Source organism: Enterococcus sp. LJL51, assembly GCF_049894025.1.
In the GTDB taxonomy this organism is placed as follows: Bacteria; Bacillota; Bacilli; order Lactobacillales; family Enterococcaceae; genus Enterococcus_L.
In genome coordinates, this window is the sequence record NZ_JBNEQE010000018.1 from 38,386 (window position 1) to 51,716 (window position 13,331).

Here is a 13,331-nt window from a genome sequence, read left to right on the forward strand (position 1 = left end):
ATTATATCCCGCACAAAACCAACTGCTAATAGACTGTTGCAGATACCTGTTAATACACAGGCACTTTTTTAAAGCGCAGGCCGGCACAGCACACCGCAAGAATAACTAATCCGAGTGTGATTAGCAAAGGAAGCAGACTGCTTCTTATATCTATACCATTTTTCAAACCTTCGGAAGTCACTCCTATTAAGTTGAGCGGACTCACCTTCTCAACTGCTGAGAAAATATTCAAAATCAAAAGACCTGCTATCGCTAAAAAGCTTAACAGCAGTCCGCCTGATGCCTTTGGAAGCAAAACCTGACCCAGCTGGCTGACACCAATAAAAAACACACCGAATAACCAAAGTGAAAATACGTACCAAAGTATAGTTCCAACAGGCTGATTTTCTCCTGAGAACAGTACAAAATTATATAGATAGGTAATTAAAGCTGAGCCAGCCAGCCCTGCCAACCATAAACCAGCTTGATAGCTAAACTTCGCCAGCATTGCCGTATTTCGATTGATTCCTTTGGTTACCAGTAAAACCATAGTACCATCACTTAATTCTTTTCCTAAAGATTGGCCAAAGGTAATCATAAAAATAATTAACGTCATCTGACTGTGGTTACTGAAAAATTGGAGCCAGCTGTCATAAACAGTTGGCGTAGGAACCTGAATCATCAAGCTTTCTCCAGTCCCTAGATTTTTAATAATTTCCGGTAGTAATTTAGCTGTAGCTGGCGCCGCCAATCCGAATAAGAGAAATAAAATGCTGATAATAAAAAATCGATACGTTCGAAAGGCCTCCACAGCTTCTTTTTTAATTAAAATTAAGTAAGTCATTCTTTTGTCACCTCCATAAATATTGATTCTAAAGACGGTGTTACTTGCTGAAACGTTTTAGGAAGAATCAACTGTGCTGTTAGATACTGAAGAAATTGTTGCCCATCCAGCTGAATATCCTTTATCTCAATCGTAAGTTCGTTATCTTGCTGCCTAATTTCGAAGTCGTTAGAAAATTTATGCATAAAATTCAGCGCTTCGTTTTCTTTGGCAAACGCAATAGTCAGCTGTTTTGTGTGGTAGGATTTTTTTATTTCATCCATGCTTCCAGAACAGCGGATTTTTCCCTTGTGAAGAATCGCTACATAGTCACTAATTTTTTCAACATCTTCCAGAATATGGCTGGAAAACAAAATAGTCGTTTCTTTTTTCAGCGACAACATCAGCTCCAATACTTCTTTTCTTCCTAACGGGTCCAACGCTGAAGTCGGTTCATCACAAATAATTAACCTGGGACGGTTCAGCAAAGCCTGAGCCAAGCCTAATCGCTGCTTCATACCACGGGAAAAATGGCCAATTCGGCGATTGCCGCTATGCAAATTCACTAGCTGGAGCAGCTCCTCTACTCGATTAGATAATTCAGTCTTGCTGATACCTGTCAATTCTCCAACTAAAAATAAATATTCCTTTGCTGAATAATAAGAATAAAATGCCGGAACATCAGGCAGGTAGCCAATCGCCTTATTTGTAGCAGAGTCGTTGTAAGAAACTTTATTTCCATAAACAAGTATTTCTCCTTTTGTCGCAGGAAGTAAGCCTAGAATGATATTCATCGTAGTGGTCTTCCCAGCGCCATTTTCTCCAACGAAGCCATAAATGGCATGCTCCGGTACAGTGATGCTAACGTCTTCAAGTACTTTTGTTTGCCCAAATGACTTTTGAATTCCTTTTACTTCCAATACATTCATAGTTCCTCTTCCCTTCCAAACAGAAAATAGATGATTGGTCCAATGACCTGAAAGAATAACACAATCAGACACCAGATCCAGACGCTCACAAATCGAACACGCTTATGTTTTAAAATGTGAACCAGTGCAACAAGCGACAAGGTTAGCGACACTGCTAAATAGGGAATTAAATACGGTAGATACTCTATAAGTTCATTCAATTTTTACACCTTCTTTTATATCATTTGTATTATATATAATAATACAAATGATATAAAATAGCAACACAAATAAGACTGCACAAATTTAAAATCAAATGCCGCAGTCTCTCACCAATTAAATGTTCAGTTCAGATCCAGCACTACTATTAGGGATCTAATCTAGGGTTTGAAAGTGCTCCGTTCTCTCAACTATTACCGTTTAGCAATACTCACTTCAAAAATCGAACCCTCTCTACGATAGCCTTTTCCTTCGTAAAAATCATCCACATCCGACATAACATACACTGTTTGCTCCGGATATTCCAGACAAGGCTGCTCCATCAGCCGCTGTGCAATTCCTTGCCCTCTGAATTGCTTATCTACTAATAAATCACAAATATATACACCAAAAATTCCATCTATCCGGCAACGGCAAAAGCCCACAGTCTTACCATCAACTGTTGCTAAATATGTTTTTGATTCCTTCACAGCGGTTTGGTATGCCGCTTGCCTTGTTTCACTTGTGTAGTCGTTCCATTCCGGTCCTTCATTAATCATCAACTGAAGCAGGTCCGGCCAATTTGTTTCTTGATAATACTGAATCTGTATTTCCATTCTCTTTTCTCCTAACTAATTAGTTGTTTTGTTAGTATTTCTGTAGCTAATCCATCCATTACCCCTTTAAAAGTTGAGTGGAAACCATTTTGGATCAATATTTTTTTAGAAGCAGTATTTTCCGGGTCAATGATTGCAGTTATTTCTTTTAATTGAGCAGCAACAGCCATTTCGACTAATTTTTCCGCTGCTGCACGCCCATACCCCTGCCGCCAATAGTCTGGAAGCAGCATATAGCCGATTTCAGCTTTGCCTGCCTGCTGTTCATCCGGTGTAATATGAGCTAAGCCAATATACGTATTTGTCTGTTCACTATAAATCTTGAAGGAGCCAAATTTATCCACTTGCTGGTTTCTTCTCAACAGCTTTTCAAATCTTTCTTTTGCTTCAGTCTCTGGTATTGCACGCTCAGTAATCTGAGCCATTACCCGAATATCAGAAACCAGCTGATAGTACTTTGAAAAGTCCGAGGCTGTAAATTTCTCTAAGCTTATCATAGTCACTTTCCTCTCTTATCTATTCTGAATCAAGTATATCCTGAGCAACTTCTGCTTTCAATCTCCCACCGGTCTGCTATAATAAAGATTTGTAGAAGGAGGCTGTTATGGATAAGCACTTATACCTCATTATTAATGAGCACGCCGGCAGCGGAAATGGAAAAAAAGCAGCTGCCAAACTAAAAAAACAACTACAGCTCTTAAATGTACAGCATACAATATTTTATACTGAATACGCCGGACACGAGAAGGAACTTGTTCAACAGCTGGCTGAGGAAACACTCATTCCATGGACCGACGATTTTGCTGGAGATCTCTTTCCCCTGGTCGTACTTATGGGTGGTGATGGGACGCTGCATAGTGCAGCAAATGCCCTTTCACACATCAACTCGGAAATCCCGCTGGCTTATCTGCCCTGCGGTTCTGGAAATGATTTTGCCAGAGGTACAGGAATTGATCGTCAAATTGAAAAGGCCCTGTCCCAAATTCTGCGGGCGGATGAGCCTCAGAAAATTCAAGTAATCGCCTATAAAGATGATGTTCAGGAAGAAAAAGGAATCGCAGTCAACAATATTGGCATCGGACTGGATGCAGCGATTGTTCAGGCAGCGAACACGTCTAAAGCAAAACAGGCACTGAACAAATTCAATATGGGTTCTTTATCCTATCTGTTTGCTATTTTAAGAGTATTATTCACTCAAAAAGGATTTCCAATTCTAGTTGACATTAATGGCAAAGGTGTGGAATTTAGCAAGGCATTTTTATGCACCATCACGAATCATCCCTATTTTGGCGGCGGTGTTGCTATCGCTCCGCAAGCTGACCCTAGAAAACCAGTTCTTGATTTAGTTTTAGTAGAACGTGTTAATATTTTCAAAATCTTTTGGCTGATTTTCTTACTTACACGCAAAAAGCATATGGAATCCAAGTATTTTCATCATTATCAATCAAGTAAATTTAGAATTGTTTCGACTATTCCCGAATACGTCCATGCAGATGGTGAAATATTAGGCCAACGGAATCTTGATATTACCTATACTCTTGATCAACGGTTGTTTTGGTTTACAAATGATTAATTATTACAACTAAGGCATTTTCTATAATAAAGCTTATTGGAGCGGATCTTCCCGCTCCTTTTTTGTGTTTTTTAAGCAGAGCTCTATCGAGCCGTTACGGCCCTTCATCTTCTTATCAAAGGACTTCATCTTTTCATTTCAGCTAATAGGCGTTTGGAACAAACAGCAGCTACAATACTTACAGCTTTTCCATTGCTTTTTTATTCTATTAACTCATCATAACAAGGTTCATATTCATTCCTCTTTTTAGCGGCTTTCTTTATGCAAAATCATTTTCAATGTATCTCTGCAAATTGCTTCGTACCTTTTCATCAAATACAGCAATCGCTGTTTTATCTCCTTTAGGTGCATTTGGCCACTCATCAACTTTTGCTCCCAAGTACTCCTTAGGTGCTCCTGCGTATCGAGCCACTAGATGGATATGGAAATGATTGACTCCTTCTCCCATGATAAACGAATAGACATGCTCTATTTCAGGCAAGCTAATCAATGCCTGAGCCAGCCTTTTCATCATAATACCTAGTGCCGCCATTTCCTCATCTGTTGCATCATACATCCCGCGAAAATGCCGTTTTGGTTCTATAAAATAATAGCCTAAATATACAGCGTCTCCTTCTCTCCACGCCTGACGATGGCTTACATAAAGCATATCATTTTGATAAACAGGAGCAGCAGCTACCTTATGCTTCTCACAAATTAGACATTCACTTACCAATATATTCATCCCTCTCTACTTATATTTATCTTCACTTAATGCAACAGAAAAAAACAAGCTTCTTTTTACTATTTTAAGTATAACAAAAGTAGGTGTAGCTATGTCTCAACTTTCACCGTTTATTTATAAAAAAAGAGCGGGATTTAAACTCCCACTCTTGTCTTTTAATCGCCTGATCTTCTTATTATAAAATAGCTATTCGTATTGCTGACCTCAAAAAAGCGGTTTGCATAGATAATCGTAAACGCCGTCCTCCCGAAGATAAGCTAACACACTCAAAAAAAGAAGAAGCTTTTTCAAATGTGCTTTCTTTTCTCAAAGCTCAACACGTTAGTCAAATTTTCACATAAAATCTTCTGGTTTAAGGTCGTCCATTCCAATCATTGGATCAATAGTCTGCTCAGTGACCTTCTGCGGTGTCAACAGCCAGTCCATTTCTGTTTCTATCTGCTGCTCCACCATTTCTGAATCCACTTCAAATAATGACATTTCAGCTGCTGTATTTTGCGGATTCTTTTGTCTATCTATGACAGCAGACGACTGATAAGCTGATGGTGCTTCTTCAATAACAGGAGCAGCAGGTGCTTTTTCTTTCTCTTCATTAACTAGTTCCGGAAGCTCTGTTCCAGCAAAAGGCGAGTCTTTCAGCCGCCCCTCTTCATATGCTTCAAGCTGAGTTCTGGTTGAAATTGTCATATTACCAGCTTCACTAATCCGGTTGCTCAATAATGTTTTTCGACTTGCAGATTCCCGGCTGACACATTCCTGAAATGCACTGGTTTCTCCTAATAAAATCAGCAAATCCTTACTTCTTGTTACTGCTGTATAGAGCAAATTTCTCTGAAGCATACGATAGTACTGCTTGACAATCGGCAAAATAACCATTTTAAACTCACTACCCTGTGCTTTATGAATAGAACAGCAGTAGGACAAGGTAATCTTATTCCACTCATTCCGCTTATAGCTGACCTCCGTTGCATCAAACTGCAGAACCAGCTCGTCTACTTTATCCTCGGACTCTTTCGCTGTAATGATGCCTACAACCTCACCCATATCACCGTTATAGACATTTAACTCAGGCGTATTCACCAGCTGAAGCACCTTATCCCCAATTCGATAAACCGTATCATTCCAGGCTACTTCCTTCTTTGTACCATCATTGGGATTAAAGATTTCCTGCATCATCTTATTCAAAGCATCAATTCCCGCCGGTCCCCGATACATAGGAGCCAGCAGCTGAATATCCTGAGCCGTAAAGCCTTTGAGCTTAGCCTTGGTTACGATTTGCCGTACGTAGGTTTCAATATGGTAGGCATCACTGGGAAAGAAAGAACGGTCTTTTTGATTTTGAGTAAAGTCTGCTGGAAGGCGTCCCTGTCTAATTTCATGAGCTAGAGGCACAATGCTTGAGCCATCCCCTTGACGGTAAATTTCCGTTAGCTCTACACTAGGCAGTTCTTCAATCTGTAGTAAATCATGAAGTACCTGTCCGGGACCAACCGAAGGCAGCTGATCTTTATCCCCTACCAAAATCACCTGCATATTAGTCGGGATTGCCTTAAACAAGGTATTAGCCAGCCAGGTATCAACCATTGACAGCTCATCAACAATCAGTAAGCCGCCCTCCAGCTCTTTTGCACTGGTAGAAGGATTCTTTTCTCTTCCTGTCAAGCCCAGCAGACGGTGGATGGTACTGGCGTTCAGTCCCGTAGTTTCATTCATTCGCTTTGCTGCCCGCCCTGTTGGTGCTGCCAGATGAATTGGAAACATATTCTGAGTATAATCTTTGATATCCAAAGATAAACCATTCAACTCAGCAAACAAGGAAACAATCCCATTAATAACAGTTGTTTTCCCTGTACCTGGTCCTCCAGTCAAAATAAACAGCGGCGATTTTATAGCAGCTTCAATTGCTCTCTGCTGCGACTCTCCGTAGACAATCCCCAACTGTTTTTCAACAATTCGGATGGTCTTTTCAATTTCCTCTTGGTCATAGGAGATTTCTTTTTTTCTTGCCAATAGCCGCTGAATCGAACTGCCAATCCCCCATTCAGCAAAATAGAGACTGTTTTCAAACAGCTTTGTGCCTTCCTGCTGAATTTTTCCTTCTTCAACAAGATGAATAATTTGTGTCGCTGCCTGATCCATCGAAATTTCAACAGGCCGACTGGCTTCCAGTATTTGGATAGTATTCTTCAGCAGTTCCTCAGCCTCCACATAGGTGTCGCCGGTTCGTACAGAATGCTGAAAGACTTCATGGGTAACAGCAGCTCGAATCCGTTGGTCAGAATCCGCCCGTATCCCCAGCTGCTCAGCTATTGTATCTGCCCGCTTGAAGCCGATTCCTTCGATATCTTCAACTAGTTGATAAGGGTTTTCCTGAATAATAGTTAACGTCTCTTCTTTATATGTCTGATATATCGTAAAAGACAGCTGGCTCCCAAACCCATAGCGGCTCAAGCCAATAATGACTTGCTCCATACCATGATTCTGACGAATCGTATCAAGTATCTGAGCCCGTTTCTTCTCATTTAGCTGCGGAACCTGTTTTAGAAGCTCTGGTTTTTCAATGATTCGGTCAATAGCCTCATCTCCCAATAGCTCAACGATTTTCTCAGCAGTCTTTTTCCCAATACCTGGGAACTTATCACTTGAAAGATAAGCAATGACTCCGTTTGTTGAGGTTGGACGTTCCTGCCGGTAGCTTTCCGACTGAAACTGTCGGCCATAGCGGGGATGATCTACAAAATCACCAAAAAAACGATAGGGCTCTTCCTCCTGAATGTCTCCAAAGCTGCCGGTTACGACAATTTCTTTTTCCAAATAATCTGTATTCGTATCGGTTACCGTCACCAGCATCACCTTGTAAAAATTGCTGGGATTTTGAAAAAAGATTGCCTCAACTTTTCCGACTATGAATTTCGCTTCTTCCTCCTGCATCAACATTCTATTCACCGCCTTTCTACCGTTGATTTCTTACTACTGAAGGAAAGAATCATCGTTCCAAAGCAGCAGTTCATAGGGAAATCCATTTTCAGGTTCCTGAGTTTTCAAAATAGTCAAACTGTTGTTCATCAGCCCGCCCATACTCCGAAGCTCTTTCTTTTCTTTGCCGGACAAATGCTGAACACTAGCGGTCATTGATGCACCATGCCCCACAAACAGATAGGGGCCTTCTCCATTACTTACTGCTTCTCTTACTACCTTGGAAATACGTTCTATCGCTGCTTCAATCCGCTCTCCTTCAAAGATTTCCGGTTCATATTTATCAAGATGATATCTCATGTTGTCCAGCTGTTCACCATAAATTTTCCGCATTTCGGCAATTGACTGCCCTTCAAGCTTCCCTAATCCCAGCTCCTTTAAATCGTCTGTATACACTATTTCTACAGGCTTAATCAGCTCGGCATTGATTCCTTCAGCTGTGGTACGAGCACGCAGGGAAGTGCTTGAATAAATCTTTTCAAAAGGCACCTCTCTAATCTGTTCTCCCAATTTTTTTATTTCATCATAACTTGATGGAAGCAAGGGCGAATCGCCTGTCATCCCTTGAAAGCGTAATTCTTTATTCCATTCTGTTTTTCCATGTCTAGTAAAGTACAGCTTCATACCTTAAATACCTCCATCAATGAACATTATCGATTTTCAATCCTTTTCAGTTTATCATTTTCAATGAAAAATTTCTATGTTTCCCGACCATTCACCACGACAAAAGCATGAAAATAACTCTCTTGATTATAGATACTTAGTCAAGGGCAAAACAGAAATCCGGAGACCACACTAATGAATTGAGACAGCTAGCCGGAAGCGACTCGGCTAAAATCGTGCCGATTCCATTCCTAAATAGCGTCAAACTCGCTGTATTTCTTATGCTAACAGCAAGTAATTCCCTATTTGCTTCTACAGCTGCTTCAATTCTTTACTGGTTCCTTCCTATTGGAGAAAACACTGGACTCGATAAAGATAAATCATTCCCATAACTCGACAAATGGTGTCTTTTGAAGGAGCATCATTTTCCAGAGCAATGAAGTGTTTCAAAATCGTTTTATTACGCAAAGCGAAAAAATGACTTTCTTCCCATTCGTTACAATTTGCCCAGTGGTCGAAAAAAACAAACATCACACTAGCTGATAATGAATGAACCACCTTGTTTGCTTGACAAGAATCGGTGACTTGAGATAAAAAAACAAAGAGGACCTTCATGAAAAGCGCCCTTCTACATTGGGTTGATAGTTTCAGTCTAGTTCATTACTACCAACAGGAAAAGAAAGTCTTTCATATTTTTTCACTTTCTTTTTTCTTCGTGCTTCTATCCTAGCTATTCTCCCTTTCCACTAACTTTTAGCTAAAATACCTCCAAATAAGCGGCTTCCTATTTATTACTTCCTTTTATATAATACTTAATAAAAGGAGGTAAACCATGATTCACTTTAAAAATCTTGAGCTCAAAGAAAATGAAGATAAGCTGATTCGCTTTCTGGAAGAACATCAGCTGGAAAATACTGGTATAGCTCAAAAAAAATCAAGCAATTTTTCTAAGGGCCTATTTGATGATGACCGCTATATTGGAGGCATTACCGCCAGCAATTGGATGAACACTACCCATATCTCCCTCCTCGCTGTGGATAAAAATTACCGTAAGAGCGGTTTGGGTACGCTGCTGTTAAAAGAGGGCGAAGCTTTTGCTCAGAGCCAGAACGCAGAGATTATTACTATCCATACACAAGATTATCAGGCAAAAACATTTTATGAAATGCACGGCTATTCAGTTTTTGGTCAACTAACTGATTCTCCCTTTCACGGGACAACAAAATACTATCTTGAAAAAAGACTGCCTATTGAATAATACCAGCTCAATACGTACGATGATTTGAAAAACGACGAATTTCCCAAGATACTGGAAACTCGTCGTTTTTTTATGGATTTTAATTTTCAATACAAATAGCTGATATCGCTGGCAACGGTCGGATAAAGCATGATTAGCTGGTTGATGTTTTCTTTAGGCAGCTTTTGATTAATAACTAAAGTAAGTAAATTAATTAGCTCATCTGCTTCATTACTCAATACGGACGCTCCCGCTAATAAACCTGTTTGCTTATCTACAACAACTTTTGCCATAGCCAAAGGCTCTTTTCTGTATTTATAAGTGAACCATTGGGAAACATCTAAGTCCTGCACCTCATAGTGCTCAGTTTCATCTGGTGTAACCTCTGTCTTTCCAACCTGGGCCAGCTTCGGTGAAGCAAATAAAATAGTTGGAATCTCAGGATAGCTGATTTCTTCATCTATCTTTCCACTCAGCAGTTTAGCCAAATAGCCGCCCTCAAAACTGGATACTGGAGTCAGCTTCGGTTTTTTCTTTGCCAAACAATCTCCCAGACTATAAATGTTCTTCACACTAGTGCGCAGCCGGCTGTCAACCTCAATCCCTCTTGCAGAATAATTAATTCCTATTCCCTCGAGATTCATTCCTTCTACATTTGCGATTCTCCCCGTACTGCAGAAAATACGATTGACCTCCAGCACATCACCAGAAGCAAGCGTGGCTTCAAGAAGATCATCGGTCTTTTCGATTTTTTCAACCTCTTCATCAAAATGAAAAATAATTCCTTTGGACTTCATGAGCTGAATCAATGCATTTACTTGTTCTTGTTCAAATCCTTTCAGCGGCTTTTGATTATGGTGAATGATATGTACTTCACTGCCGCTGCTGTGAGCAATATTTGCTAATTCAAAAGCAATATATCCGCCGCCAATAAATGCCATTTTTTCAGGAAGTGAAGGCAGTTCCAAAAATTCAGTACTGGTTTCTAAATGCTCTTTTCCAGGAATATCAAGCAAAGCTGAATGCTGACCAGTCGCTAAAATAAATGTATCCGCTGTGTAGCTTTTTTCAGAAACTATAATTGTATGCTCGTTTTCAAATACAGCAGTTCCTTCAATAACGGTAATTCCAGCACCTTCCAAACCGCCTTTCTGTTCCTTGGGCACAGCATCTGTAAAATCTTTTTTAAAGGCCATCAGCTCCTCCCAATTTACAGCAGGTTTTCCAGCATAGCCTGCACCCTTTAGCTGTGCAACAGCTTCTCCGGCAGCAACGCCATGATACAGAATCTTTTTAGGATCACAGCCTCTATTTGGACAGGTTCCTCCCCATTTGTCAGCTTCTACTACAGCAATTTTTTTCCCTGCCGCTGCCAAATCGTAGGCTGCTGCCATTCCTCCCGGACCACTGCCGATGATGATTACATCAAATTGATTTTCCATAAGTTATTTCCTCCTTAACAAGCCTGTTATCTTTATTATATAGCAGGAAAAAAGGGGTTACGAATATAACGATTCTCTCTCTGAGGCAATCCTGTATCTATTGTATAGATAATTTTCTCCTTATCCTATAGCTACGAATCTCTGCTTCTATTCCTTATAGAATTATGCTACAGTATTGGTAATGCAAAAAAGCTGATTAGTATGGGAGATACTAATCAGCCGGCTTGCCTCATTTACATGAAGCCATATGATGAAAAAATTATATCATAGAAATGAGGAGAAAAAAATGAAAAAATCATTAGGTAGGTTGGGGAAAGTGGTTTTGGGGATTGCTTTGGTGATTATCCTTCTTGTTAGTTATTCCAGCTGTGAAGCTAGTAAATCTGAGAAGCAAAAAGAAAAAAGGGCAGATGAACTTCTAGCAGGTAAAGCCGAAGTGCCTAATACGTACTTTGATACAAAAGAAGAGGTAGAAGCAAAATTTGATGCTGCTGGATTAAAGGTCAAATTTGTTGTTTCAAATTTTGACCACAAAGCAACAACAAACAAGCGTTATCTTCGTAAGGATGAATGTGATGATATTTCAAGCGATCAGCCTGCAGTAACGTATTATGGTACAAAAGAAGTTGGTGATCGTCATGGTTTTTACGCCGACAAAGGAGCAACAGTTATTGTTGGCTATTCCGACCATGATTTTGACGGAACTGGTGGAAAAAACAATTCTAAAGCTAGTTCTTCTAGTTCATCCAGCTCTTCTAGTTCCAGCAGTTCTAGCAGCTCAAGTTCAAAAACAAAAGAATCCAGTTCTTCCAGCACAACGCCTTCCAGTACCAAACAGAAAAGTTCTGGTTCAACGAAGAGTATCGAAGATGTAGAAGCAGCAATCAAAAAAGTTGATGAAAAGTATGATGAAATGATTGAAAAAGCTCAGGGATATGTAGACAATCCTAGTACTTATACTGATTCTACTAGCCTGACTTTTGCCGCTGACTATATGGGATTGATGGCTGAGTATACTGAGCTAAGCGGTGTAATAAGCGATGCGGGCGACAACATGACTGCTTCTGCAGCATTAAAAATCTATACAGATATGCTGACAAAAAGCGTAGAATTAAGTAATCTGTACTCTCAGCTGCAAAAATAGCAGCTGTCAAACTGCTTTACTGAAAAATAAAGCTACCCTAAAGGAATCCAGCGATGGAATGCTTTAGGGTAGCTTTTAATTTTAAATGATACTATTTTGTATTAGCATGTGTCTGAAAACTCTAGCGACGAATATTTTCGAGATTGTTATGGAACTCGTCGGCAGAAATACTCACTTATGCACCACATTGCCAGTTCTGTTTGCCTAAAGACTTGCTAACAGAATGGTATGCGTACGAAAGTAAACGTCATTTTTCAATCAATAGTAGTAAAAGTGACTACTCTGAAATGAGCTAGCTTGTGGTTTTGCTTGATTTCCACAAAAATCCCTGAAAAATTCGGATGTCATTCTATTTTTCAGACAGATTCTAGTAAAAATTTAAAAGAAAAACGCTAGGAGCTCTTTTCTGAGCGTTCAAGCACTATAAGAGAACGCCTGACCGATGAAAGAAATCTTTTCTAAAGCCACAGATCTTTCACTCTTTTTTTCTGAAAAAAGAACTTGAAACAAAATCAGCCATTTTTCCTGCTTTTGTTCCAAGCTCTTCAATTTTATTTACTTGTTTGTCCTGATAACACACCTTTAATCCAGCTTATCATTATCATAGTGATGCTGCAGCTCCAAGTTTGGAAAAGACTGCTGACGCAGAGCTTCATAAACGACTAAAGCAGCCGTATTAGAAAGGTTCAGAGAACGGACGTGTTCATCATTCATCGGAATTCTTAAACATTTGTCTGAATGCTCCCTCATAAACGTCTCTGGCAATCCGGTTGTTTCTTTACCAAACATAAAATAATGGTCTTGTCCGTCTGAGAAATTCTCGTCACTGTATATCTTATTAGCAAACTTAGTAATCAAATGCAGCGGCTGATCTCCTAAAAATGCAAGAAAATCTTCCAGACTTTTATGGTAGGTAATTGCTACATCATGCCAGTAATCCAGCCCTGCTCTTTTAAGCTGCTTGTCGTCCGTTGAAAAACCTAACGGCTCGATGAGATGTAAGGGCGCATTAACCGCCGCACATGTCCGGGCAATGTTGCCTGTATTTGCAGGAATCTGAGGTTCAAATAAAACAATATGATTTGTCATTTTATTATTCCTTTCCTT

At 39.8% G+C, this 13,331-nt stretch carries 14 protein-coding genes; 3 read left to right on the forward strand and 11 right to left on the reverse strand.

Going from position 1 to position 13,331, the window contains the following annotated elements:
- Nucleotides 1–49 precede the first annotated feature (49 nt).
- The 5 genes from ACPWSO_RS14820 to ACPWSO_RS14840 all read right to left on the reverse strand — a co-directional run bounded on the left by ACPWSO_RS14820 (nt 50) and on the right by ACPWSO_RS14840 (nt 3,022).
- On the reverse strand, nt 50–823 hold the full coding sequence (locus ACPWSO_RS14820) for an ABC transporter permease (RefSeq protein WP_426084359.1): 774 nt from the start codon (nt 821–823) through the stop codon (nt 50–52).
- Nucleotides 820–1,731, reverse strand: a complete 912-nt coding sequence (locus ACPWSO_RS14825; RefSeq protein WP_426084360.1) for an ATP-binding cassette domain-containing protein — start codon at nt 1,729–1,731, stop codon at nt 820–822. The genes ACPWSO_RS14820 and ACPWSO_RS14825 overlap by 4 nt, the downstream gene beginning before the upstream one ends.
- A complete protein-coding gene (locus ACPWSO_RS14830) occupies nt 1,728–1,931 on the reverse strand; it encodes a PLDc N-terminal domain-containing protein (RefSeq protein ID WP_426084361.1) in 204 nt (67 codons plus the stop codon). The genes ACPWSO_RS14825 and ACPWSO_RS14830 overlap by 4 nt, the downstream gene beginning before the upstream one ends.
- Nucleotides 1,932–2,123: 192 nt before the next feature.
- Nucleotides 2,124–2,525 (reverse strand): GNAT family N-acetyltransferase, encoded by a 402-nt coding sequence (locus ACPWSO_RS14835; protein ID WP_426084362.1) that lies wholly within the window; start codon nt 2,523–2,525, stop codon nt 2,124–2,126.
- A gap of 11 nt (nt 2,526–2,536) precedes the next feature.
- Nucleotides 2,537–3,022 (reverse strand): GNAT family N-acetyltransferase, encoded by a 486-nt coding sequence (locus ACPWSO_RS14840; RefSeq protein WP_426084363.1) that lies wholly within the window; start codon nt 3,020–3,022, stop codon nt 2,537–2,539.
- A 107-nt stretch (nt 3,023–3,129) separates the two neighbouring features.
- Between ACPWSO_RS14840 and ACPWSO_RS14845 the strand changes: the two genes are divergently transcribed.
- Entirely contained in the window at nt 3,130–4,098 is a 969-nt protein-coding gene (locus tag ACPWSO_RS14845; RefSeq protein WP_426084364.1) for a diacylglycerol/lipid kinase family protein, read from the forward strand.
- Between the two features lie 259 nt (nt 4,099–4,357).
- Here ACPWSO_RS14845 and ACPWSO_RS14850 read toward each other — a convergent pair whose 3' ends face one another.
- From ACPWSO_RS14850 to ACPWSO_RS14865, 4 genes are all read right to left on the reverse strand, one after another.
- The gene (locus ACPWSO_RS14850; RefSeq protein ID WP_426084365.1) at nt 4,358–4,822 is read right to left on the reverse strand and encodes an HIT family protein; all 465 of its coding nucleotides are present in this window, start codon (nt 4,820–4,822) and stop codon (nt 4,358–4,360) included.
- Nucleotides 4,823–5,155: 333 nt separating this feature from the next.
- On the reverse strand, nt 5,156–7,759 hold the full coding sequence (recD2, locus tag ACPWSO_RS14855; protein WP_426084392.1) for an SF1B family DNA helicase RecD2: 2,604 nt from the start codon (nt 7,757–7,759) through the stop codon (nt 5,156–5,158).
- 33 nt (nt 7,760–7,792) lie between these two features.
- Nucleotides 7,793–8,422 carry a histidine phosphatase family protein gene (locus ACPWSO_RS14860; RefSeq protein ID WP_426084366.1) on the reverse strand — a complete coding sequence of 210 codons (630 nt, stop codon included), beginning with the start codon at nt 8,420–8,422 and terminating at the stop codon, nt 7,793–7,795.
- A 324-nt stretch (nt 8,423–8,746) separates the two neighbouring features.
- Nucleotides 8,747–9,016 (reverse strand): transposase family protein, encoded by a 270-nt coding sequence (locus ACPWSO_RS14865; protein ID WP_426084367.1) that lies wholly within the window; start codon nt 9,014–9,016, stop codon nt 8,747–8,749.
- Nucleotides 9,017–9,233: 217 nt separating this feature from the next.
- On the opposite strand from ACPWSO_RS14865, the gene ACPWSO_RS14870 reads away from it, so the two are divergent.
- Nucleotides 9,234–9,659: a GNAT family N-acetyltransferase gene (locus tag ACPWSO_RS14870; RefSeq protein WP_426084368.1), complete on the forward strand. Its 426-nt coding sequence runs from the start codon at nt 9,234–9,236 to the stop codon at nt 9,657–9,659.
- Between the two features lie 86 nt (nt 9,660–9,745).
- Here ACPWSO_RS14870 and ACPWSO_RS14875 read toward each other — a convergent pair whose 3' ends face one another.
- Nucleotides 9,746–11,080, reverse strand: coding sequence for a dihydrolipoyl dehydrogenase family protein (locus ACPWSO_RS14875; protein ID WP_426084369.1), 1,335 nt, complete (start codon nt 11,078–11,080; stop codon nt 9,746–9,748).
- A 286-nt stretch (nt 11,081–11,366) separates the two neighbouring features.
- Here ACPWSO_RS14875 and ACPWSO_RS14880 point away from each other — a divergent pair, with 286 nt between their 5' ends.
- A complete protein-coding gene (locus ACPWSO_RS14880; RefSeq protein WP_426084370.1) occupies nt 11,367–12,224 on the forward strand; it encodes a hypothetical protein in 858 nt (285 codons plus the stop codon).
- Between the two features lie 582 nt (nt 12,225–12,806).
- Here the strand turns inward: ACPWSO_RS14880 and trmL are convergent.
- On the reverse strand, nt 12,807–13,313 hold the full coding sequence (trmL, locus tag ACPWSO_RS14885) for a tRNA (uridine(34)/cytosine(34)/5-carboxymethylaminomethyluridine(34)-2'-O)-methyltransferase TrmL (protein WP_426084371.1): 507 nt from the start codon (nt 13,311–13,313) through the stop codon (nt 12,807–12,809).
- Between the last annotated feature and the right edge of the window lie 18 nt (nt 13,314–13,331).